General features: G+C 62.1%; 18 protein-coding genes and 1 other RNA gene. 17 read left to right on the plus strand and 2 right to left on the minus strand.

All coding sequences use genetic code 11. From position 1 onward, the window contains the following. The first annotated feature begins 198 nt into the window (after nt 1-198). From ACZ41G_RS00905 to ACZ41G_RS00935, 7 genes are all read left to right on the plus strand, one after another. Nucleotides 199-492, plus strand: coding sequence for a DUF4244 domain-containing protein (locus ACZ41G_RS00905; RefSeq protein WP_029576051.1), 294 nt, complete (start codon nt 199-201; stop codon nt 490-492). Nucleotides 493-604: 112 nt separating this feature from the next. Continuing rightward, nucleotides 605-1,048 carry a TadE family protein gene (locus tag ACZ41G_RS00910; protein ID WP_412171309.1) on the plus strand — a complete coding sequence of 148 codons (444 nt, stop codon included), beginning with the start codon at nt 605-607 and terminating at the stop codon, nt 1,046-1,048. Then, nucleotides 1,045-1,455 (plus strand): Rv3654c family TadE-like protein, encoded by a 411-nt coding sequence (locus ACZ41G_RS00915; protein ID WP_275039741.1) that lies wholly within the window; start codon nt 1,045-1,047, stop codon nt 1,453-1,455. The genes ACZ41G_RS00910 and ACZ41G_RS00915 overlap by 4 nt, the downstream gene beginning before the upstream one ends. Before the next feature lie 121 nt (nt 1,456-1,576). Further along, nucleotides 1,577-4,492 (plus strand): DNA polymerase III subunit gamma/tau, encoded by a 2,916-nt coding sequence (dnaX, locus tag ACZ41G_RS00920; RefSeq protein ID WP_464145423.1) that lies wholly within the window; start codon nt 1,577-1,579, stop codon nt 4,490-4,492. 108 nt (nt 4,493-4,600) lie between these two features. Further along, nucleotides 4,601-5,203, plus strand: a complete 603-nt coding sequence (recR, locus tag ACZ41G_RS00925) for a recombination mediator RecR (RefSeq protein ID WP_033506663.1) — start codon at nt 4,601-4,603, stop codon at nt 5,201-5,203. 135 nt (nt 5,204-5,338) lie between these two features. Further along, on the plus strand, nt 5,339-6,109 hold the full coding sequence (locus ACZ41G_RS00930) for an aspartate kinase (RefSeq protein WP_081966540.1): 771 nt from the start codon (nt 5,339-5,341) through the stop codon (nt 6,107-6,109). 108 nt (nt 6,110-6,217) lie between these two features. After that, complete coding sequence (locus ACZ41G_RS00935; protein ID WP_029576046.1) at nt 6,218-6,784, plus strand: ACT domain-containing protein; 567 nt, start codon at nt 6,218-6,220, stop codon at nt 6,782-6,784. A gap of 652 nt (nt 6,785-7,436) precedes the next feature. On the opposite strand, the gene asd is transcribed toward ACZ41G_RS00935, so the two are convergent. Together asd and ACZ41G_RS00945 are read right to left on the minus strand one after the other, a co-directional pair. Further along, nucleotides 7,437-8,531, minus strand: coding sequence for an aspartate-semialdehyde dehydrogenase (gene asd, locus ACZ41G_RS00940; RefSeq protein WP_321046628.1), 1,095 nt, complete (start codon nt 8,529-8,531; stop codon nt 7,437-7,439). A 304-nt stretch (nt 8,532-8,835) separates the two neighbouring features. After that, a complete protein-coding gene (locus tag ACZ41G_RS00945; protein WP_033494052.1) occupies nt 8,836-9,849 on the minus strand; it encodes a ribose-phosphate diphosphokinase in 1,014 nt (337 codons plus the stop codon). Nucleotides 9,850-10,112: 263 nt separating this feature from the next. Here ACZ41G_RS00945 and rpsF point away from each other — a divergent pair, with 263 nt between their 5' ends. From rpsF to ACZ41G_RS00995, 10 genes are all read left to right on the plus strand, one after another. Further along, nucleotides 10,113-10,406, plus strand: coding sequence for a 30S ribosomal protein S6 (gene rpsF / locus ACZ41G_RS00950; RefSeq protein ID WP_015449761.1), 294 nt, complete (start codon nt 10,113-10,115; stop codon nt 10,404-10,406). Nucleotides 10,407-10,512: 106 nt separating this feature from the next. Next, a complete protein-coding gene (locus ACZ41G_RS00955) occupies nt 10,513-11,157 on the plus strand; it encodes a single-stranded DNA-binding protein (protein ID WP_015449762.1) in 645 nt (214 codons plus the stop codon). 53 nt (nt 11,158-11,210) lie between these two features. Beyond that, on the plus strand, nt 11,211-11,459 hold the full coding sequence (gene rpsR, locus ACZ41G_RS00960; protein WP_015449763.1) for a 30S ribosomal protein S18: 249 nt from the start codon (nt 11,211-11,213) through the stop codon (nt 11,457-11,459). 16 nt (nt 11,460-11,475) lie between these two features. After that, on the plus strand, nt 11,476-11,922 hold the full coding sequence (gene rplI / locus ACZ41G_RS00965; protein WP_026650709.1) for a 50S ribosomal protein L9: 447 nt from the start codon (nt 11,476-11,478) through the stop codon (nt 11,920-11,922). 775 nt (nt 11,923-12,697) lie between these two features. Next, nucleotides 12,698-14,035: a polysaccharide deacetylase family protein gene (locus tag ACZ41G_RS00970; protein WP_464145427.1), complete on the plus strand. Its 1,338-nt coding sequence runs from the start codon at nt 12,698-12,700 to the stop codon at nt 14,033-14,035. 62 nt (nt 14,036-14,097) lie between these two features. Beyond that, nucleotides 14,098-14,194: signal recognition particle sRNA small type (gene ffs / locus ACZ41G_RS00975), an RNA gene on the plus strand. A gap of 555 nt (nt 14,195-14,749) precedes the next feature. Continuing rightward, nucleotides 14,750-16,276, plus strand: a complete 1,527-nt coding sequence (locus tag ACZ41G_RS00980; protein WP_464145429.1) for a phosphatase PAP2 family protein — start codon at nt 14,750-14,752, stop codon at nt 16,274-16,276. A 77-nt stretch (nt 16,277-16,353) separates the two neighbouring features. Continuing rightward, complete coding sequence (gene topA / locus ACZ41G_RS00985) at nt 16,354-19,338, plus strand: type I DNA topoisomerase (RefSeq protein WP_464145431.1); 2,985 nt, start codon at nt 16,354-16,356, stop codon at nt 19,336-19,338. Further along, nucleotides 19,338-20,057, plus strand: a complete 720-nt coding sequence (gene tmk / locus ACZ41G_RS00990; RefSeq protein WP_464145432.1) for a dTMP kinase — start codon at nt 19,338-19,340, stop codon at nt 20,055-20,057. Before topA ends, tmk begins: the two co-directional genes overlap by 1 nt. Then, entirely contained in the window at nt 20,054-21,205 is a 1,152-nt protein-coding gene (locus ACZ41G_RS00995) for a DNA polymerase III subunit delta' (protein WP_101451737.1), read from the plus strand. The genes tmk and ACZ41G_RS00995 overlap by 4 nt, the downstream gene beginning before the upstream one ends. Nucleotides 21,206-21,453 lie beyond the last annotated feature (248 nt).

A 21,453-nucleotide genomic window follows, 5' to 3' on the forward strand; every position in this document is an offset into this window, starting at 1 on the left:
ATCAGTGCGGATGACATGGACGGATGACATGGACGGATGACATGGACAGGGATGTGGATAAGTCGATGTGGATAACAGTCGTCTTTCGACCACATTGCCCGTTCGAGCTTCCCTCGCGAGGTCCCGGTCGGGCACACTGGGGATACCGCCAAGGCAGGCGGTGCCCGGAGCCTCGGGCCATATCAGAAAGGAACAACCATGACCGGCATTCACCAACCCTTGATGCAAGGGAAAACAGGATTCATCACAGCCATGCGGAGCGCTCCGATAACGGCGGCGCGCAAAGCCAAGGAACGTGCGTGCATGATTGACGCGAAAATCCGCCTGATGGCCGTCGAACCGCAGAAAGGTGCGGCGACCGCGGAATACGCGATGGTTCTCGTTGCTGCCTGTGGTTTCGCCGCTGTGCTGTTCGCGGTCATCAAATCGGATATCGTGAAGAATCTCGTGCTCGCTCTGATCAAGGGTGCTATGGAGTTGAAGAAGGGCTGAAATGGGATACGCATGTGAACGGCCCCGCATGAGGGCAGCCGGAAGCCACGGCGCCGTGCAGGGGATGGACGGCGCATCGGGCGCTCGCAGAAATGCCGATGGGGGATTCGGCATGTCGGCGGCATGGCCCACTCGGTTGTCGGGGGAACAGTGGCCGGGGGAATCCGGCGCCGCGCGGGGCCGTTCTCATGCCCCTGAACAAAATGGGCAGCGGGGTGCCATCACCGCGGAATTCGCGATGGTGCTTCCCGTCGCGGTGGTGCTCATGGCGATGGTGCTTTCGCTGACGCATGTGGTGACCACGTCGATGGCGTGTCAGGACGCGGCGTCTTCAGCTGTTCGCGAAGTGGTGGTCGCCCGGGTGCCTGCGCACGGCGAACAGGCGCGGAACATCGCATCGACGGCTGTTGCCGCGGTCGCGGGGAAAGACGCCACGGCCACGATCTCGGAGGATGGGGGACTGGTCACTGTGCACACGCAGTGCCCGGTCGTGTCCGGGATGAGCAGCGTCTTGCCGGCATCGGTGCAAGGGTCTGCGAGCGGAGCGTCCTCGTGACCGGTGTTCGCTGCCATGGGCCCTGTGAGTCCCGTGAGCCCCATGAATCCCGCGAGTCCTCTCCATCCCGCGAACAGGGGTCGGCGGTGGTGCTCATGGTGATGATCATATCCGTCGCATGCGTAGCAGCGCTTGCCGCCGCCGGCGTCGGCCATGCGAGAATCACCGGGAATCGTGTCAGATCGTGGGCTGATGATGCTGCGGTGTCCGCCGCAGTGGCGCTGAGTGAAGGCCATCGCGACCCATGCGCGGTGGCAGGGCGTGTCGTTCGCGCCGATGGGGCTGGTGTCGCGGCCTGCACAGTCGATGGCGAGGACGTCACGGTGAGCGTGCGCTACGAATACCGGCAGGGTTTCGGCATGATGATTATGAAAACCTCTCGCGCCGGACCCGTGGCCTGTGGATGAGGCGGTGTGGCGTGTTCTGCCGCAACGCTAGATTGGTGAAAGGGACACTGGTGGTCGCGGTGCGGTAGCCTGCGCCGCGTATGCTTGTAGGGCACGTTTGCGGCCTATGAAGGAGTTGGACATGGCGTTGGCATTGTATCGACGGTATCGTCCCGATACGTTCGACGGGGTCATCGGACAGGATCAGGTGACCGTACCGCTCAGCCGGGCGCTTGACCAGAACAGGCTCACCCATGCGTACCTGTTCTCCGGGCCGCGCGGATGTGGCAAAACCAGTTCCGCGCGTATTCTCGCGCGGTGCGTCAACTGCGCGAAAGGCCCCACGTCTCATCCGTGCGGTGAATGCCCGAGCTGCAAGGATCTCGCCACAGGAGGACCGGGATCCATCGACGTCGTGGAAATCGACGCCGCAAGCCACAACGGTGTCGATGATGCCCGCGAACTGCGTGAACGCGCAGGCTTCGCGCCCGCTCGCGACCGGTACAAGATCTTTATCCTCGACGAAGCGCATATGGTCACCCAGCAGGGGTTCAACGCGCTGCTCAAAATCGTTGAGGAACCGCCGGAACATGTCATGTTCATCTTCGCCACGACGGAACCGGACAAGGTGATTGGCACGATTCGCTCCCGCACCCACCATTACCCGTTCCGCTTGGTTCCGCCTGAAATCATGGGCCCGTACCTCGAGGGAATCTGCGAGAAGGAACAGATCAAGCCGGAGCCGGGCGTGCTCAAGCTCGCCATGCGCGCGGGCGGCGGCTCCGTACGCGACACCCTGTCGGTGCTCGACCAGCTGATGGTGGGTTCTGAGCATGGCGTCATTTCCCATGATTCGGCGGTTGCGCTGCTCGGATTTACCCCGGATTCTCTGATCGGAGAGGCGATCGACGCGATTATCGACCGCAACGGTGAACAGCTGTATGGGGTCGTGCAGAAGGTTGTGATCGGCGGATTCGAGCCACGACGTTTCGTGGAAGATCTGCTGGCGCGTGTGCGCGATCTTCTGGTGCTCACTTTGGGTGGAGACCGTGCCGAAAGTGTGCTCAGCGACGATGCGGCAGTCGAGGATATCGCCGATTTGCACCGGCAGGCGTCCGCCCTGGGATTGCGCTCGCTGACATCCATTGCCGACACGATTAACGACACGCTCGGCACGATGAGCGGTGCCACGTCGCCCCGTATGCGTCTGGAACTGCTGGTCGCCCGCCTGCTGGCAGGCCGTGAGGAAAGCGTATTCGGCCCGTTAGTCACGTCTTCGGCGAATATGACGGCCCAATCCGGTGCCCCGGTTCAGCAGCGCGCCGGCAATCCTCCGATGCGCAGCGGTTTCATCGATTCGACCCGCAACAAGCGCAAGGGGCAAGCCCAGACTGCCGCGTCAGGCAACCCCGCCGCGCAACCGTCAAGCAATGCAGACACTCAGGCGGTGGCACGCCAGCAGGCCCCTGCCGCGCCATTGCCGGACCATGCTGCAACAGGAGTGCGGACGACGGAAACACAGACATCCGGTACACCTGGTACGCAAGCCGACGGCGTGCAGGCATCTGTTGCACCCGCCACACAGCAGGCCGGTGCACCCGCAATGCCGCCGACCGCTGGAAGCAATCAGGTCCCGCACACTGGCGGCACGGCCGCACCCGCCATGCCTGAACCGCAGGACGCCCGCAGCGTCGAGGAACGTTGGCAGACCGTTCTGACCAAGTTGCCGTCGGATATCCGCGAATACGTTGACCAACAGCGGGTGCCGTCCGTCCGGCTCATCGCCGGTCCCGCCGGGAAATCCAAGCTCCTCATGACTTTCGCCAAGCCCATCGACCAGCACGCCTTCGCGCTTGCGGTGTCGTCCGACGAAGCGTATGACGGCAAGAAAGCGGCTGTCGTGGTGCAGGACATCGTCAAGGAAATCTTCGGCGATGGCGCGCGCATTTCACCTACTCCGACCGCGGCGAACGGAGAAACCGTAGAATCCATCAGACGCATGTCGCCCGAGCAGGTTAGCCAGGTCAAACGTGAAATTGCGCTCGCAAAGGCGAAACAAAGCGCAGCCACCCTTGCCGCGGTGACGGTCGGTATCCATGCAGGTCCGACTGGCAAGGAGGCGAAGACTCCGGGGCAGTCCGGTGACGACACACAGGACGCCGACGACCCCAGCCACCGAGGACGGGGAAGCGCCCAAGCGGCGGCGGTCGCAGCGCCGACGGCTATGATGACTCCGCCCGCGATGACGTCCGCCGCACCCGCCCCTTCCATGATTCCGGCGGGTTCTGGGCCAATCGCGTCCGTCGATGCGGCATTTGCCGAGGATGACCCGTGGTTGCAGCCCTTGCCGGTGCACAAGCCGACAGGAGACAATGGTTCGATGCCGTCTGCGATCGGCGGATCCCCGTCAAACCTGGTCGACCAGAGCGGCAGAGGTGGCCAGAGCACCGCGCAGCCGCATCACGACAAGCACGTGGCGGTGCCGGACATCAGCGATGGCATCGATCCATGGGCGACACCGGCCACGCCTGCGACACCGACAGCTTCAGCTGCTTCCGCCGCTCCGGCCGTTTCAGCTGCACCGGACGCGTCGAATGCATCCGCGACGCCCGCCGGGCAAGCTACGCCGACGATGCCGTCCGCCGCACAATCAGGCTCGGCAACCCGGAGCAATCCCCGGACCCCGGTGCGCCAGGGCGAAGGCGATGTATGGGGTTCCATGCCGGCAGCAGGAGCACAGACCGCGGAACCACAGGATTATCCGGAACCGGTGGAGCTTCAGGACGACCCTTGGGCCCAACAGCCGGGCGACCTCGGTGCACACAACCCGCAGCCGTACTCCGGTGCGTCGGGCGGCCCGCAAGTTCCGCCGGAGGAAGACGAGTACTCGCTTAACGACGAATCGCTTGGAACCGCCGCGGCACTCAGCGTCGAAGAACTCAAAGAACTCTTCGAAGTGAAAACGGTCGAGCAATTCGCCCCCGACGACCCGAAGAACCCGAAGAACCTTCAGCCGCCGAACCGTCACAACGACATGGACGCTTCGTCCCAGAAATAACAGGCGGATAGCATGCAGAACCCCGCAATCGCCTGACCGGCGTTATATCGCCGGGGTTTGGCGGGACACCCGCTCAATCGGCAGATTTATCGTAAAAGGAGCCCAACAATGGCATTGGCATATGACGGCGCGATCCAACGCCTGATCGACGCATTCGCCAAACTTCCCGGCATCGGCCCCAAAGGCGCGCAACGCATCGCTTTTTATCTGCTGTCCGCCAACGACGACGAAGTGCGCAACTTGGTCGAGGCGATCACCGACGTCAAAGAAAAAGTGCGATTCTGCGACGTATGCGGCAACGTGTGCGAGACCAGCCCCTGTCCGATCTGCTCCGACCCAAGGCGCGACCAGTCCATGATCTGCGTGGTCGAAGAGCCCAAGGACGTGATGAGCATCGAACGCACCCGCGAATACCACGGCCTGTACCACGTGCTCGGCGGTGCCATCAACCCGATGGCCAACGTCGGCCCGGCGGACCTCAACATCCCCAAACTGCTCGAGCGCCTGCAAAACCCGGACATCAAGGAGATTATCCTCGCCCTCGACCCGAATATCGAAGGGGAAGCGACCACCAGCTACCTCAGCCGTCTGCTGTCGCCGCTCGGCATCAAAGTCACCCGGCTCGCCAGCGGCCTGCCCGTCGGCAGCGACCTCGAATACGCGGACGAAATCACCCTCGGCCGGGCACTCGCCGGCAGACGTGAGGCGTAATGCGCAAAAACCTTGCCATCATGCCGTTCCGTATGGTGGTCACCGGCTATCCTGCCGAATTGCGCGACTCGTATAATCGTCCCACTTGCGTACAATACGGGCGCAGGACATTCCTTTAGAGAAGATAGGACAATCGTGGCTCTTATCGTGCAGAAGTACGGCGGCTCCTCGGTCGCCGATACTGACTCGATCAAGCGTGTTGCCAAGCGCATCATCGAAACGAAAAACGCTGGCAACGACGTCGCTGTAGTGGTTTCGGCTATGGGAGACACCACCGATGACCTCATCGACCAGGCGATGAGCATCGATTCGACCCCGCCGGCCCGTGAAATGGACATGCTCATGACCGCAGGCGAGCGTATCTCCATGAGCCTGCTGTCCATGGCGATTCACTCCGCCGGTTCCCATGCGTACTCGTTCACCGGGTCCCAGGCCGGTTTCATGACGGACGCGCGGTTCGGTGCGGCGCATATTCGCGCCGTCAAGCCCGACCGTGTCCGCCATGCGCTTGAGAAAGGAAGCGTTGCCATCGTCGCAGGCTTCCAAGGCATCAATGAGGACGGCGACGCCACCACGCTCGGCCGCGGCGGTTCCGACACATCTGCTGTCGCCTTGGCTGTTGCGCTTGGCGCTGACGTATGCGAGATTTACACCGACGTTGACGGCGTGTTCACCGCCGACCCGCGTATCGTCCCGACCGCCCGCCGCATCCCGGTCATCGATTACGAATCCATGCTTGAAATGTCATCCTGCGGTTCCAAGGTGCTCGCCCTGCGTTGCGTCGAATACGCGCAGCGCTTCGGCATGCCGCTGCATGTGCGCAGCTCCTTCTCCCACCGCAACGGCACACTGATTCTGCCCGAGGGCGTCAGTCCCGCATCGGTGCCGAACCTTACACGCAGATAGTATCCGGAGGATTCCGGGGCGCCTGTGCAAGGCGCACAACACACGACATATCCATACCAACACAACTGTCCGCAACGCAACCGCAAGTTGCACTGATTCGAGGAAACAATGAACGAGAACGATAACAAATCCATGGGCGACCTGTTCCCCGACCTCGGTCCCGAGACTCCGGTCATCTCCGGTGTCGCGCACGACCGCAGCGAGGCGCTGGTCACCGTGCGCCGCGTGCCGAACGAGCCCGGCATGGCTGCGAAGGTGTTCACCAAGCTCGCTGAAGTCGGCGTGAACGTGGACATGATCGTGCAGGCCAGCGCCTCCACCGGCACCGCCGATATCTCCTTCACCGTCCCAGAAACCGCCGTCAAGCAGGTGCAGGATTTGCTGCAGAACAAGCATGACGAGCTCGGCTACCAGTCCTTCGACGTCAACACGAGCGTTGGCAAGGTCGCTGTAGTCGGCGTGGGCATGAAGACACACGCTGGTCTGGCCGCAAAGTTCTTCAACGCGCTGAGCGACGCGGGCATCAACGTGCTGATGATTTCCACGTCCGAAATCCGCATCGCGGCTTTGGTCCCGCTCGACCAGCTCGATGACGCGGTGCGTGCGTTGCACACCGCGTACGGCCTCGACGCCGATCAGGTGGAGGCCGTGGTCTACGGCGGCACCGGTCGCTGAATCGCCGGGCTGAGAGCTGCTGAGCCGCAAACTCGGTGATGCTCCTGTCTAGGGGCGGCAGGGCGTTGATGGTGCGAAGGCCCGTCGTCGGTTGTATGCCGGCGGCGGGCCTTTCCTGTTGTGGTTTGGGATTGTGTGTTGTTGGGGGTGGGTGTTGGGGATTGTCTGGTGTGTCTGGCGCGTCAGGTGTGTTCTGCCCGTCGTGTATGTCCCGGCATGCGTGATTCAGACGGAACGGGCCGTTGGGCGGTGGACGTTGCTGTATGTGTCGCGTCGTGCATGCTGCGGCATGCGTAATTGGGTGGTTTGACGTACCAATGCAGCGGACGTTGCCGTATTTGACGTATGGCGTATGTCACGGCATGCACGATTCAAACGTACGGGTCGCTGAACGGTGGAATGTTGTCGTATGTGTTGCGCCGTGCATGTCTCGGCATACGCAACTGATCGAATGGACAGGCTGTAGCAACAACAAACGGCGGTATCCGCCCACCCGCGTATGTCACGGCATACGCGGGTGGGCGGATACCGCCGTTACCGCTGTCAGCAATCGTCGCTGTTGAATCGTCGCTGCCGTCGGCAACCATCACCGCAGCCGGACTGCAACAGCCGACAGACGTTCACCTGCACTCAACGCTCGCCGACGCTGGTCTTACTTCGCTTCGATATAGCCGAGCGCGTGCAGCATCTCAGCGCATTCAAGCGCGCCGCCGGCCGCACCGCGCAGTGTGTTGTGCGCGAGTCCGACGAACTTCCAGTCGAAAATCGAATCCGGACGCAAGCGGCCGATGGAGATACCCATGCCGCCCTCGTAATCGACATCCAGCTTCACCTGCGGACGGTCGTCCTCGGTGAGGTACTGGATGAACTGCTTCGGCGCGTGCGGCAGGCCGAGTTTGGCGGCTTCGCTCGTGTAGTTCACGAGACGGTCGACGAGCTCCTCCTTGGACGGGTCCTTGCCGAAGTTGATGAACACGGTGGACGTGTGGCCGTTGAGCACAGGCACGCGGATGCACTGCGAGGTGATGCGCAGCGGGCCTTCGAACGGCACGATCTGGCCGGTCGCATCATCGACGTGGCCGAAGACCTTGAGCGGCTCCTTCTCGGATTTTGCTTCTTCGCCCGCGATGTACGGGATGATGTTGCCGACCATTTCCGGCCAGTCCTTGAAGGTCTTGCCGGCGCCGGAAATCGCCTGATACGTGCTGACGATGACCTCGTGCGGCTCGAATTCCTTCCATGCGGCGAGAGCCGGCGTATACGCTTGGATTGAGCAGTTCGGCTTGACGGCGATGAAGCCGCGCGTGGTGCCCAGACGCTTGCGCTGGTACTTGATCACGTCGAAATGCTGCGGATTGATTTCCGGCACGACCATCGGCACGTCCGGCGTCCAGCGGTGCGCGCTGTTATTGGACACCACCGGGGTTTCGGTCTTCGCGTACTGTTCCTCGATTGCGCGAATCTCGTCCTTCGGCATGTTGACTGCGGAGAACAGGAAATCCACATCCGCGGAGACGTCTTCGACATCCGCCACATCCTTGACAATCATGGACTTGACGAACTGCGGCATCGGGGTTTCCATCTTCCAACGCCCGCCGACAGCCTCTTCGTAGGTCTTGCCGGCGCTGTGCGCCGATGCAGCGAGCGTGACCAGCTCGAACCACGGGTGGTTTTCGAGCAGGGTGACGAAGCGTTGCCCGACCATGCCGGTTGCGCCGAGAATGCCGACCTTGATTTTCTGTGACATTATGGCCTTTCGATTGCAAGGGTAACTGCGCAGTACAATGCCCGAACCTTCGGTCGTGTACGTGTGCGAGCCATGCTAGCAGAACGCATACTCAGCAAGCGTCCGGTTTTCATATCGTGGTCGGCCGGTTTCGGCCCAGCAGTAGGCTTTGCACGGTTCGTACCATCGCGTCGTTGCGGTGGCACGAACCGGTTGCCGCAGGTATCAGCCCGCAGGCATCCGTTTACAAATGTCCGTTTATGCGTGTCTGTCCACGCAGGATAGACACGCATAAACGCATCGCACGGATTCGTTCACGCGTAAATCACGCATAGATATTGCGTGGACGCATGTCGTCAGGCAGACCGTTGAGCAGCGTGGTCACCGACCCGGACTCGAACACGGAACGGATGCCGGCGGCCAGCAGTGGCGCGACCGACAGGACGGTCATATTAGGCAGGCGCTTGCTCTGCGGCACGGGGACGGTGTCCATAAGCACGATTTCGCGCGCCCCGCAGTCCTTGAGTCGGTCGATAGCGGGGCCGGACAGCAGACCATGCGTGGCAACCAGCGTGACGCTCTTCGCACCGGCGTCGCGCAACGTGCGCACGGCTTCGCAAATCGTGCCGGCGGTGTCGATCATGTCATCGACGACGATGCAATCGCGTCCTTCGACCTCGCCGATGATGCCGTGTGCGACCGCGTGGTTCGGGCGCGTAGTGTCGCGGGTCTTGTGGATGAACGCCAGTGGCAGGCCGCCGAGCTTCGCGGCCCACTGTTCGGAAACCTTGATACGTCCGGCGTCGGGGGAGACGACGGTCGCGTTCTCCATCGGCATGGAGCTGCGCACGTAGTCAAGCAGCACCGGCATGGCGGTGAGGTGATCGACCGGACCGTTGAAGAAGCCCTGCTCTTGGGAAGCGTGCAGGTCCACGGTCATGATGCGGTCGGCGCCCGCCGTGCGGAACAGGTCGAACATCAGGCGCGCGGTGATGGGCTCGCGGCCTTGGTGCTTCTTGTCCTGACGCGAATAGCCCATGAACGGCGCGACCACGGTGATGGAACGTGCGGAGGCACGTTTGAGCGCGTCGACCATGATGAGTTGCTCCATCAGCCACTTGTTGATTGGGTCGGTATGCGATTGGATGACGAATACATCGGCGCCGCGAACCGGTTCGGTGAACCGTACGTACATCTCGCCGTTCGCGAAATCATATGCGGTGGTCTCCAGCAGATGCGTGCCCAGGTATTCGGCGGTTTCCTGAGCGAGCTGCGGGTAGGCGCGTCCCGTGACCACTGCTAATCGCTTGTCCGGTTTGCCTTCGAGAATTGCCGACATCTTGCGCCTTCCCGACCCTTTGGTCGATTGATGGGATTGAAACATCACCTAATATAACAAGGCAGGGGCATAAGACGGTACGGACGGAGGCGGGATGTGCGTCAAATCCGGGGGAGCGCGACAAATCAGGCGTGCCGCGCGACGCATGTCGAAAGTCAGGCATCGGGAGTATGCTGGCGTGGTTGTCCGCAGCACCTGCGGGCAGTCGCATACACACTCCTGCCGTGGAAGGTCCACGGCCTTTAGTCCGAAGGAGGTGGGTGATGTCTGCGCATAAGTACGAACTGATGTTCATTGCCGATCCTGAGCTGGATGAGCGCGGTCTGAAGAAGCTGACCGAGCAGTATCTGGAGATCGTCACCAAGGAGGGCGGTTCTGTCGACGGCACCGATTACTGGGGTCGCCGCAAGCTCGCCTATGAGATCCAGGGCAACACCGAGGGCAACTACGTTGTCGTCAACTACACCGCTGAGCCGGCCACGAGTGACGAGCTCGATCGTCTGCTTAACCTCAGCGAGTCCGTTATCCGCACGAAGATTCTTCGCAAGGACAAGTAAGTCGTTCAGCACTGCTGAAGCAAGGCTCAACGAGCCGTCCGATTCACAAGTCCGGTCACATCCGATTCGCAACAGACGAGTCCGCAACAGGTAAGAAGGTAGCGTCATGGCAGGCGAGACAACAATCACCATCATCGGTAATCTCACCGGCGACCCTGAGCTGCGCACCATTGGCAGCGGGGCGACGGTCGCAAGTTTCACCATTGCATCCACACCGCGCTCCTACAACCGCAACAGCGGTCAGTGGGAAGACGGACAGGCGCTGTTCATGCGTTGCTCTGCATGGCGTGATTTGGCGAACCATGTCGCCCAATCCTTGACCAAGGGCATGCGCGTCATTGCGCAAGGCCGTCTGCAGCAGCGTTCTTATCAGGCGCAGGACGGGTCAAACCGTACTGTCGTCGAAATGCAGGTCGATGAGATCGGTCCATCCCTGCGATACGCCACCGCGCAGGTGACCCGTCAGAGCTCCGGCTCCGGGTTCGCTGGCGGCAATCGTGGCGGATTCGCAGGAAACTCGGGGAACGCCGGTAATGGCGGGTTCGCTGGCAACGGTGGCTACCAGGGTGGCGCAGGCTACTCGGGCGGCTACACCGGCGGCGCCTCCGTCGCTCCGGCTGCCCAACAGGCACCCGCCGCTCCGGCAGCGGATCCGTGGGGCACGTCGAGCTCCAGCCAGTCGGGATCAAGCTTCGGATCGTTCGGATCCAGCGACGATTTCGGCGGAGATTCGGAAGAACCCGAGTTCTGACGCCGGACTTTGCTTCCAGCAGTAAATCAAGTTTGCACTAAGGAGAACATCAGATGTCACGCAAGAGGCCGCAACCGCCGGTCAAGCCGTTCAAGAAGAAGCCGAATCCACTCAAGGCCGCCAAGATCACCGAGATCGATTACAAGGACGTCGCGCTGCTGCGCAAGTTCGTGTCCGATCGCGGCAAGATCCGTTCCCGCCGTATCACCGGCGTGACCGTCCAGGAACAGCGCGAGATCGCGAAGGCCGTGAAGAACGCCCGCGAGATGGCTCTGCTGCCGTACGCCACCACCGGTCGCTGAACAGGAGGATATCGACATGGCTGAAACCAAGATCATTCTCACCCAGACCGTGGCCAACTTGGGTCACGCCGGTGACGTTGTCGAGGTGCGTCCGGGTTACGCCCGCAACTACCTCTTCCCGCAGGGTCTCGCGTTCAAGTGGACCAAGGGTGCCGCCGCTCAGATTGAAGCGATGAAGCGCGCACGCCAGGCCAAGGCCCTCGCCACCCGCGAGGATGCCGTCGCTGCCAAGGCCGCCATCGAGGGCACGGTCGTCGAGATCGCCGCCAAGGTGTCCGAGTCCGGCAAGCTCTTCGGCGCTGTGTCCGCTGACGCAATCGCCTCCGCCCTTGCTGACAAGGCTCCGATCAGCCCGAAGTCCATCAAGGTCGAGACCATCAAGACCACCGGCGAATTCCCCGCCACCGTGGCCCTGCACCCGGAGATCTCCGCTTCCTTCACCGTCAAGGTCGTCGCGGAGTAACCGATTCCAGACTCCGGCCATGCCGCCGATTTCGGCTCATGACATGGTCATAACAGTCTGAGCTTAAGCATGCGAAAGCCCCCGAATCCGGGGGCTTTTGTGTTGTTGCACGGCGAAGGTCGCTGGGCTGGGTTGGCGGAAGGCCGTGGTGCCGGGGCCGTGGGTGGTTGGTTTGGTGTCCTGATTCGGTTTTCGGGGTGTGAGCTTGGATTTGGTGCGGGCCGGCGGGGTGGAGTGTACGTGGGTTGTGGGTGAGATTGTTGGTGTTCTGCGGTTTTCGGCGGGCTGTGGGTCGTGGTGATGGGGTGGGGTCGGCCGTGACCGGGCCCGATTCTGTTTTCGGGTTGCGATCTTGGATCTAGGCCTGCGGACCTTCGTCAATCATCAATCTGGCATCCTTGCAGCAATCATCAGAGTATGGGATAATCGTAAGGTCTGCACGAACCGTCACGGCATCGTGGATTTACTTGACACGGCGCATCTATTTGACACAGCGCAGTGCGCTGCGCCGTACGGAACAGACATGGTGTATCGAACGTGAGGCGTGTGCGGCCGCATGAAGGGGATACATCGAGTCGGTGGCGATCCCGGAAGGAACGTGGGAAAGGAACATGGCATGATGACAGACCATGACGACCTGCCGACGCACAGTTGCGTATCAGCCGGTCACGTGCAATCGAAGTCCCAGCCCCGGCCCCAGTCTCAACCCCAACCGGCGCAATCGCCCATACTTCACTCTCGGTCCCATCCCACGTCCCGAACGCTCGTCCGGCGCGTGGTCGCGGCACTCGTCATCATGACGCTCGCCGGCAGCGCTGTTCTGTTGGGATGCTTATACGCGTACGCTTGGTATCGCCGTGCTTTGGCGGATTGCGTGGAGTGGGGGACCACGTATCGGCTCATTGACGCGCATGTCGCGGCGCTGGCCGATCAGGCGGATGCGCTCGCTGCACGGGATGCCGCCGAATCGCGCACTGCCAACAGTGAGGCACGTGAGACACAACGTCTGCGGACGGTTGCCGCAGAAGCCTCGAACCAACGGCGTCAAACCGACGCGGCCGTGCACGCGATCACTGATGTTCGGGTGTCTTGTGCAGCCAAACAGTCGCCGGTCGCCTTGCATGAGCATGTCGAAGCGCTCCGCGATGCGTCGAACCGGCTGCGGCCCGAGATCGGGCGTATTCACAGCGTCTTCGAGCCGGTAGCGGCGCGTGTGTTCGAACATGATCCGCAAGCCAGGGCGGTGGCGGTCAATCGTATCCGCGCGGTCATGCCGGGTGTGCGTGCGTTGTATCGGGATACCCCTGGCCTGCGCGATGCCGGTATCGGGCGCGGATTGCGCGACGCATTGACCCAGGCGGCATCCGCGGCGGATAATCCCGGCTCCACGTATCGTACCCTCGCCGATGCCGAGCATACGTTGTTCACGAAGGCGGACGAGTTCACCCGTGCGAGGAATACGAAGCGTGGCATCGACTGCGGCCGTACGGCTTGTGTCGCACTGACATTCGACGACGGCCCACGAGTCGATATCAGCCGTCGCGTTGTGCAATCGTTGCGGGACAAGGGCGACCGGGCGACGTTTTTCGCGGTCGGTGGGGCGATTGACGATGCTGCGATTCCGGTTCTGCGTGATGACACGCGCTACGGCATGCCGGTGGGAAGCCACACCATGTCGCATACGGATCTGCCGGCGATTATGCAGGCGGGAACCGAACGTCAGGAATTTGATGACGCTGCAACGCGCATCAGCGAAGCGACGGGCCGCCCGGTCAATCTGCTCCGTCCGCCGCACGGCGCCGCGGACGAGGCGAGCCGGCGCTATCTGGCCAATCATCTTGGTGCAGGCATCGCGTTGTATGATGTCGATTCCTACGATTGGGCGGTAGGCGCATCCGCACGGTCTGTCCAGTGGAAGGTCACCGCGCAGGCTAGGCCGGGCTCGATTATCCTCATGCATGACATCCACGAACATACTGCTGCGGCGTTGCCGCATATCCTAGACGCCTTGCGCGCCAAAGGCTATCGGATGGTCACCATCGAGGAACTGACAGGCCAGTACCCGCGCCCGGGATACGTGTATTATTCGCGCGACAATATCATCCCCTGGTAGCCGGCGTGTCCCACGATGCCACCATGCCGATTCGTGTTGTCCCTGACCATGGCGTATACTTGCATACGCCTCCGCATGGCGTTACGTCACCCAACTCCCCCAGGGCAGGAATGCAGCAAGGGTAAGTGGCCTCTGACGGGTGTGCGGAGGTTTTTCTTTTTCCTCGTCGGCGGAAGCTGGGTGCCCGACAATGTGTCGTATGTGTCGTCTTTCAACCTTCTACCGACGCTGACGGGGTTCTCAGCGTCGGTAGAAGCAGGAGGGTGAGGTGGCGGTGGCTGTCGACGACCTCCGGATAATTCGGCGTCCGGATTGCATGATCCCTGCTGCGGTCTTTTTCGCATGTCCTGATTGACTTGATGTGCCGCGGTTGTGAACAATCACCGGGAATTGCGCAAGCGTGCAGAAGCGCTGAAGGTATAGTCAGAGACTATGGACGAGAATGCACAAGACCCGCAATCGCAGGAACAGGACGTGACGCAACCGGTTCATGCCCCCGAACGGAATGCCGCACAAGGCGGGGCTGAGCCGCCTGCTGCATCTGCGCAATCCGTGGTACCACCGGCTTCGACCATGCCTCCTGCCGTACCTGCGCCTGCGCCTCCGGCCGCCTCTGTGCCTTCGGAATATGCTGACTCAGCGCCTGCGCCAGCGCCATCGACACCTGCAGCGCCACCGGTGCCGGCAGCTCCCCGCGTTCCTCTGATGCCTCCGATGCCAGCAATACATACCGCGCCTTCAGACCAGTCCGCACAGTTGCGTCCCGCTTCCGGGACCGCTTCATCGCAAACCGCGCACGATACCGCCTCTGGTCGCGGAGATACCATCCACACGGATACCGCGGAACAGTCCGCGGAACAGTCCGCGGAACACTCACCGTCTCGGTCGGGGGCATCAGAACGCCTGTCCAGCCCTACCGGCCCATCGCAGACAGCCCCGCAGCAATCGCAGCAGCAGGTACAATCACAGCAACCGCAACAGCTGCAGCACCCCAAGTCGTCCATGCTGTTCCCACAGACCGATGACGCGCAGGGCCAGACAACGCCCATGACGCCAGCAAAGCCGATGTTCGCGCCGATTCCGGACGATGCCGGCGACCTGGCCGATGCGCGCATGCGCAATCTTTGGCCGTCCGACCCGCTTGAAGCGTCTCCGTCATCCAAACGCGGACGCAATGTAGGCGCGCTCACCGGCGCCGGCGATAACGCAGACTCCGGATTATTGGCCGGAATATCAGCAAGTTCCCCGGCGGCTTCAGCAAAGGCTGCAGCCTCGGCGGATAGCGATCTCACGGTCGAAGGCATGGATTCGGGTCTTGCCAGACTTGACCCGCTCACCGTCCACCCACGTCTGTCCAGCAGGATTCTGTGCGTGGTGTTCGGGTTGTTGCTGTTCGCCGCGGCCGCTGGCGTGTGGTGGCTTGGCGTGCGCACGGCAAACGGGCAGAATTTCGATGACGAAGTGTGGCTTCGACTCAACACCTCGCTGCCGTCGTGGCTGCGATCGCTGGTGCATCTGCTCGCGGTGTCGAGCACGGTGATCGCCATCAGCGTCGTCTTCGCACTCGTCGGAATCGTTGTCGCCGCGGTCCGCAAGCGGTGGTGGCTGCTCGGCCAGCTGGTCGTATTCGCCGGCCTGTGCTACGGGTCTTCGCTGTTGAAAGGCGTCCTGCCTCGCCCGTACCTGCAGAATATCAATTCTTCAGCCAGCAATACTGCGCCATCGGGGCATACGTTGCTCGCCGCGGCGGCTGTCGTGGTTCTGGTGTGCGCGGTGCCTCGCGCTTGGCGTGCCGCGTGCGCCGCAGTCGGTTCGGCCTATACGCTGCTCGTTGCGTTGTCCCTGGTCGCCGGAAGGTGGCATCGCCCTACGGATGTGGTGATGAGCCTGCTGATTGTCGGCGGATGGGCGTTGCTGGTGCTCGCCTGCACGCGCACATCCGGCATGGATGAAATCGGCACCCGTTCGGCTTCGGCGAGTATCCAAATTGTCGGCAGCGTGATGATCACCGGTGGCATCATGGTCAGCTTGTACGGGGCGTATCTCGTGTGGCAGATTGAACCGGGGCTTTCGCTGGGAGCGAGCTGGACGCAATCCGGCGCCTGCGCGGCGACGATCATGCTGGTGTGCGGCGTGTCGATGCTGGTATTCGGGCTTGTGCTTGCGATGCGCCAACTCACCGCTTCACCGTTGACAAAACTCGGTCTGGTCGGCGCCCCGCCGGCCCCTCCGTCAAAGTAGCACGGCACACCAGATACGGCGTTGACCATACGCCGTGAGTATTATGGCGTTCCGTAAGCAGTACGTAAGGAGGGGCAATGACAGCCGGCACAAAGCTCGTTATCGTGGAGTCTCCGACGAAAGCGAAGAAAATCGCGGGATACCTCGGGGATGGATATACCGTGCTCGCATCGGTCGGTCATATTCGCGACCTTGCCCAGCCAAGCCAGGTGCCCGCATCGAAGAAGGACAAATTCGGCAAGTTCGGCGTTGATGTGAATGACGGATTCGAGCCGTATTACATCGTCGGCCCTGACAAGAAGAAAACCGTGTCGCAGCTCAAGGACGCGTTGAAAAACGCCGACGAGCTCTATCTGGCGACTGATGAGGATCGCGAAGGCGAAGCGATTGCTTGGCATCTCGTGCAGACCCTCAAGCCGAAGGTCCCCATCAAGCGCATGGTGTTCCATGAAATCACGCCTGAGGCGATCAAGGCATCGTTGACCAACACTCGAGATGTTGACGACCATATGGTGGACGCGCAGGAGACCCGGCGTGTGCTTGACCGTCTCTATGGCTATGAGCTTTCGCCGGTGCTGTGGCGCAAGGTCGGCCCGGGATTGTCGGCCGGCCGTGTGCAGTCGGTGGCCACGCGCCTGATCGTCGAGCGGGAACGCGAGCGTATGGCCTTCATCAAGGCTCCCTACTGGGATGTCGTGGCGACGCTGTCGGCGCCGGGCACAGAAGGCGAACCGGTGCGCTTTGACGCGCGTATGGTGCAGCTCGGCGGTAAACGACTCGCTACATCCAAGGATTTCGGCGCGGACGGCAAGCTCACGCCGGCGGGCTTCGCGGACAATGTCTGCCAGTTGGACGCCGAAGGGGCCGCGGAGGTCGCGCAGGTGTTGCGCGAAGCGCCATTCACTGTGGAATCGATGGAATCCCGCCCGTACCGCAGGCGTCCGCTGCCGCCGTTCACCACATCCACCTTGCAGCAGACGGCCGGCAACCGGCTCGGCATGAGCTCCCGCCAGACGATGCGGGCCGCGCAGGGACTGTACGAGAACGGTTTCATCACATATATGCGTACCGATTCCGTCACCCTGTCGCAGGAGGCGATCGCTGCGGCGCGCAACGCCGTCGAATTCCACTTCGGCAAGAAATTCCTCTCCGACGCCCCGAAACAGTACGCGACCAAGACCGCTGGGGCACAGGAAGCGCACGAATGCATCCGTCCGGCGGGTTCCAGCTTCCGCGATCCTGACGATGTGGCGCGTAAGGTGCCTGCGGACCAAGCGAAACTCTACCGGCTGATCTGGCAGCGCACCCTGGCGTCGCAGATGGCCGACGCCACCGGTTCGACGGCGACCGTTCGCCTGAACGCGGCCGCCGGGTCCCGCGGCGAGGCGGTGTTCCAGGCCTCCGGCACGGTTATCGAGTTCCCCGGATTCATGCGGGCGACCGGCGAAAGCAAGCACCCCGCGCAATCGGCGTCCACCTCTGTGAGCGGAGCCTCGGCAAGCGGGGCGCCGCTCGCGACGCGTGGCAAGTCGGGCAAAGAGAACGAAAACGTCTCCTTGCCTCCAATGCACCCGGGAGACGTGCTCGCCGCCGACGATGTCCAGGCGGATGGTCATGAGACGCAGCCGCCGGCCCGATACACGGAGGCTTCGCTGGTCAAGACTTTGGAAGCCAAGGAGATTGGCCGCCCGTCCACCTACGCGAGCATCATCTCAACGATTATCGACCGCGGTTACGTGTATGAACGCGGCCGGGCGCTGATTCCCTCATGGCTTGCGTTCGCTGTGGTCAAGCTGCTGGAAACGAATTTCCCCAAGTACGTGGATTACCAGTTCACGGCGGATATGGAAAACGGCCTCGACCGCATCGCCCGTGGCAAGGAGACCGGCAAGGAGTGGCTGACCCGCTTCTATTTCGGGTCCGGCGACGGTGCGGCGGCGAACGCCGATGAAGCGCATGAAGGTTTGCAACAGCAGGTCGCGCAACTGGGCGAGATTGACGCCCGTGCGATCAACACCATTGACATCGGCGACGGTTTGCATGTGCGCGTCGGACGTTACGGCCCGTATCTCGAGGATATGAATCATCTGGATGCCGAAGGCAACCCCAAGCGGGCATCCCTGTCGCCGACGCTCGCCCCCGACGAGCTGACCGTCGAGAAAGGCCATGAGCTGATTGAAAGCAACGCCGGCGGTCCGCGTGAACTGGGCACCGATCCGGCGACAGGCGGCATTGTCGAAGTGCGCAACGGCCGATTCGGCCCGTATGTCTCGCTGACCATCCCGCAGTCGCAGGATGCGCAGAGCAAGGCGGCAGGGGCCAAAAGCAGCAAGAGGAGCAGCGCTCCGAAACCGAAGATGGCGTCGTTGTTCAAGTCGATGAAGCCTGAGACCGTGACCTTGGAGCAGGCGTTGCAGCTGCTGAGTCTGCCGCGTGTCGTCGGTACGGTCGAGGAGACGGATGCGAAGACCGGCGAAATCAAGCAGGCGACCATTTCCGCAAGCAACGGCCGCTACGGCCCGTATCTGACCAAGACCACGGCTGATGGCGGTTCCGAGACGCGGTCGTTGGGCAGTGAGGACGAGATCTTCACTGTGGATTTGGCGAAAGCCCAAGAGCTATTCGCCCAGCCAAAGTATGGGCGTGGCCGCGGCCGTGGCTCCGCCAAACCGCCGCTGCGAACCCTCGGCAACGACCCGGAGACCGGCAAGCCCGTGACCATCAAGGACGGCTTCTACGGGGCGTATATCACCGACGGTGAGACGAATCGCACGCTGCCCAAGCAGTACACGCCCGAATCAATCGATCCGCAGGAGGCGTTCCGACTGCTCGCCGAGAAACGTGCTGCGGGCCCGTCCAAGCGGCGCACCCGGCGTGGTGCTTCGAAGTCCGGTTCCAAGACGACGGCCAAGAAGACGACGGCGAAGAAGTCCACAGCGAAAACCGCAACCAAGAAGACCGCAACCAAGAAGACCACCACGAAGAAAACCGCAGGCGCCAGCTCATCGGCATCCGGAACGAAGCGCAGCACGAAGAGCGCAGCCGCCACGAAGGAGCAGTAATGACCGCACACGCCCCAGCAGGCCTGTTCATATCCTTCGAAGGCGTTGACGGGGCGGGCAAGACCACGCAGCTCGAGCGTCTGCGCAACTATTTCGCGGGATTGGGTAGAAACGTCGTGGTGACGCGCGAACCCGGCGGGACCGAACTTGGCATGCAATTGCGCACTATGCTGCTGCACGGGGGTAATATCGCCCCCAGGACGGAAGCGCTTCTGTTCGCCGCCGACCGTGCCCAGCATGTAGCGGAGATCATCGTTCCGGCGTTGGAACGCGGCGATATCGTCATCACTGACCGATATCTCGACTCTTCGCTCGCGTATCAGGCGGGGGGACGGGAATTGACCGTCGATGATGTGCGGGGTTTGAGCATGTGGGCGACCGGCGGATTGCTGCCGCGACGTACATACCTGCTCGATATTGATCCGCAGGTTTCGCATAGGCGACTCACCCACGGTGAGGATCGGATGGAATCTGCAGGCTATGATTTCCAGCGTCGCACCCGTCAGGAATTCCTGAATCTCGCTCGTGCGGATTCTGCGCGATTCCTGGTGGTGGATGCGTCACAGGGAATCGAGACCGTCTGGAATACTATTCGTAACGATGCCGAACAGCTGCTCGGGGGAGCGGCGGCATCCACGGGAATTCCGGAAATATCAGAAATATCAGGGATTCCGGGAGTATCAGGCGACGTACGGCAGACGGGGGAACACAGCTCATGAGTGTATGGGATTCGATTGTCGGGCAGCAGCCCGTGGTCAGTCAGCTGAGTGCGATTGCGGCCGGCGACCCTGCGGCCATCGCCCAATCATGGCTGATTTGCGGGCCTCCCGGATCGGGGCGCTCGAATGTCGCTAAGGCCTTCGCCGCGGCTTTGGAGAGTCCGGACCATGGGCTCGGCGACGAACCGACGCGTGCCGCGCATCTGGTGTTGGCCGGAACACATCCGGATGTCACGGTCCTGTCAACCGACAAAGTCACTATCGGCATTGACGAAGTCCGCGAGTTGATTGGCATGTCGGAACAGATGCCGAGCATTTCGCCGTGGCGCATCATCATCATTGAAGACGTCGACCGGATGCTCGAACGCACGACCAACGTGCTGCTCAAGGAAATCGAGGAACCCGCCGAGCATACGATTTGGCTGTTGTGCGCTCCGAGCGCGCAGGACGTGTTGCCGACGATTCGCTCGCGTACGCGTATTGTGAATCTGGCGGTGCCCTCGAATGCTGCGGTGGCGCGTTTCCTGGAACAGCACGACGGCGTCGATCCCGCCTTGGCGTCCCGCGCGGCGCGGCTCGCCGAAGGGCATATCGGCATTGCCCGGCTATACGCTGGCAATGATCAGGTGCTTGCCGACCGCGATGAGCTCGTGGTCGGGGTGCTTGGCATGCATCGGGCGTCGGACGCGGTGTTGCTCGCCGGACGGCTGACCGACAGTGCCAAGGCGCAAGCGCAGAGTGATGTCGACCGTCAGGCGCAGCAGGACGAACGCGAGTTCAGACGGGTCAACGGACTGGGGGAGAAGGACCGGATTCCGCCCAAGCTGCGTTCCGCCTACCATGCGATCAGCAAGAAGGATGATCTGAAACGCCGTGCCACCAGACGCACACGCGATGTGCTCGACCGTGCGCTGACCACTGTGGCGAGTGTGTACCGCGATGTCGCCGTCATCCAGAACAACGCTGATGATGCCGTCGGGCTGATCAATCTCGAGAATCGCACAGCCATCACCGAGCTTTCGGTCAGATTGACGCGCCGGGATGCCGTGCGGAGACTGGAGGACATTGCGACGGCTCGTCGCAGACTTGCCGGAAACGGCAATCCGCTGCTGGTGTTCGAGGCGTTGTTCTGCGCTTTGCTCGTTTGAGCCGACTCGGCGTGTTGCCCTGCTCAGGTGCTCCTTATGTTCCGACGCACTTTTCCGCTCTGGCGCGCTTCCGTTTGCGCCCTTCCCGCGGGATGCTTCCGCCCTTGCGTCCACCGATCTGCCTACTGCCTAGGCGCTGTTCCTGACGGGTGTTGCCGTTTCCGAGCGCGAAAGTACGCTAGGGTCATGTCAATCCAGGTGGTGTCAACCTGGGCAACATCAACTTGGGCCGTGTCAACCCAAACAAC

Source organism: Bifidobacterium porcinum (assembly GCF_055378475.1).

Coding starts and splice junctions, on each gene's coding strand:
- ACZ41G_RS00905 (WP_029576051.1), top strand. CDS start 199: ATGACCGGCATTCACCAACCCTTGATGCAAGGGAAAACAGGATTCATC.
- ACZ41G_RS00910 (WP_412171309.1), top strand. CDS start 605: ATGTCGGCGGCATGGCCCACTCGGTTGTCGGGGGAACAGTGGCCGGGG.
- dnaX (WP_464145423.1), top strand. CDS start 1,577: ATGGCGTTGGCATTGTATCGACGGTATCGTCCCGATACGTTCGACGGG.
- recR (WP_033506663.1), top strand. CDS start 4,601: ATGGCATTGGCATATGACGGCGCGATCCAACGCCTGATCGACGCATTC.
- ACZ41G_RS00935 (WP_029576046.1), top strand. CDS start 6,218: ATGAACGAGAACGATAACAAATCCATGGGCGACCTGTTCCCCGACCTC.
- asd (WP_321046628.1), bottom strand. CDS start 8,531: ATGTCACAGAAAATCAAGGTCGGCATTCTCGGCGCAACCGGCATGGTC.
- ACZ41G_RS00945 (WP_033494052.1), bottom strand. CDS start 9,849: ATGTCGGCAATTCTCGAAGGCAAACCGGACAAGCGATTAGCAGTGGTC.
- rpsF (WP_015449761.1), top strand. CDS start 10,113: ATGTCTGCGCATAAGTACGAACTGATGTTCATTGCCGATCCTGAGCTG.
- ACZ41G_RS00955 (WP_015449762.1), top strand. CDS start 10,513: ATGGCAGGCGAGACAACAATCACCATCATCGGTAATCTCACCGGCGAC.
- rpsR (WP_015449763.1), top strand. CDS start 11,211: ATGTCACGCAAGAGGCCGCAACCGCCGGTCAAGCCGTTCAAGAAGAAG.
- rplI (WP_026650709.1), top strand. CDS start 11,476: ATGGCTGAAACCAAGATCATTCTCACCCAGACCGTGGCCAACTTGGGT.
- ACZ41G_RS00980 (WP_464145429.1), top strand. CDS start 14,750: ATGCCAGCAATACATACCGCGCCTTCAGACCAGTCCGCACAGTTGCGT.
- topA (WP_464145431.1), top strand. CDS start 16,354: ATGACAGCCGGCACAAAGCTCGTTATCGTGGAGTCTCCGACGAAAGCG.
- tmk (WP_464145432.1), top strand. CDS start 19,338: ATGACCGCACACGCCCCAGCAGGCCTGTTCATATCCTTCGAAGGCGTT.
- ACZ41G_RS00995 (WP_101451737.1), top strand. CDS start 20,054: ATGAGTGTATGGGATTCGATTGTCGGGCAGCAGCCCGTGGTCAGTCAG.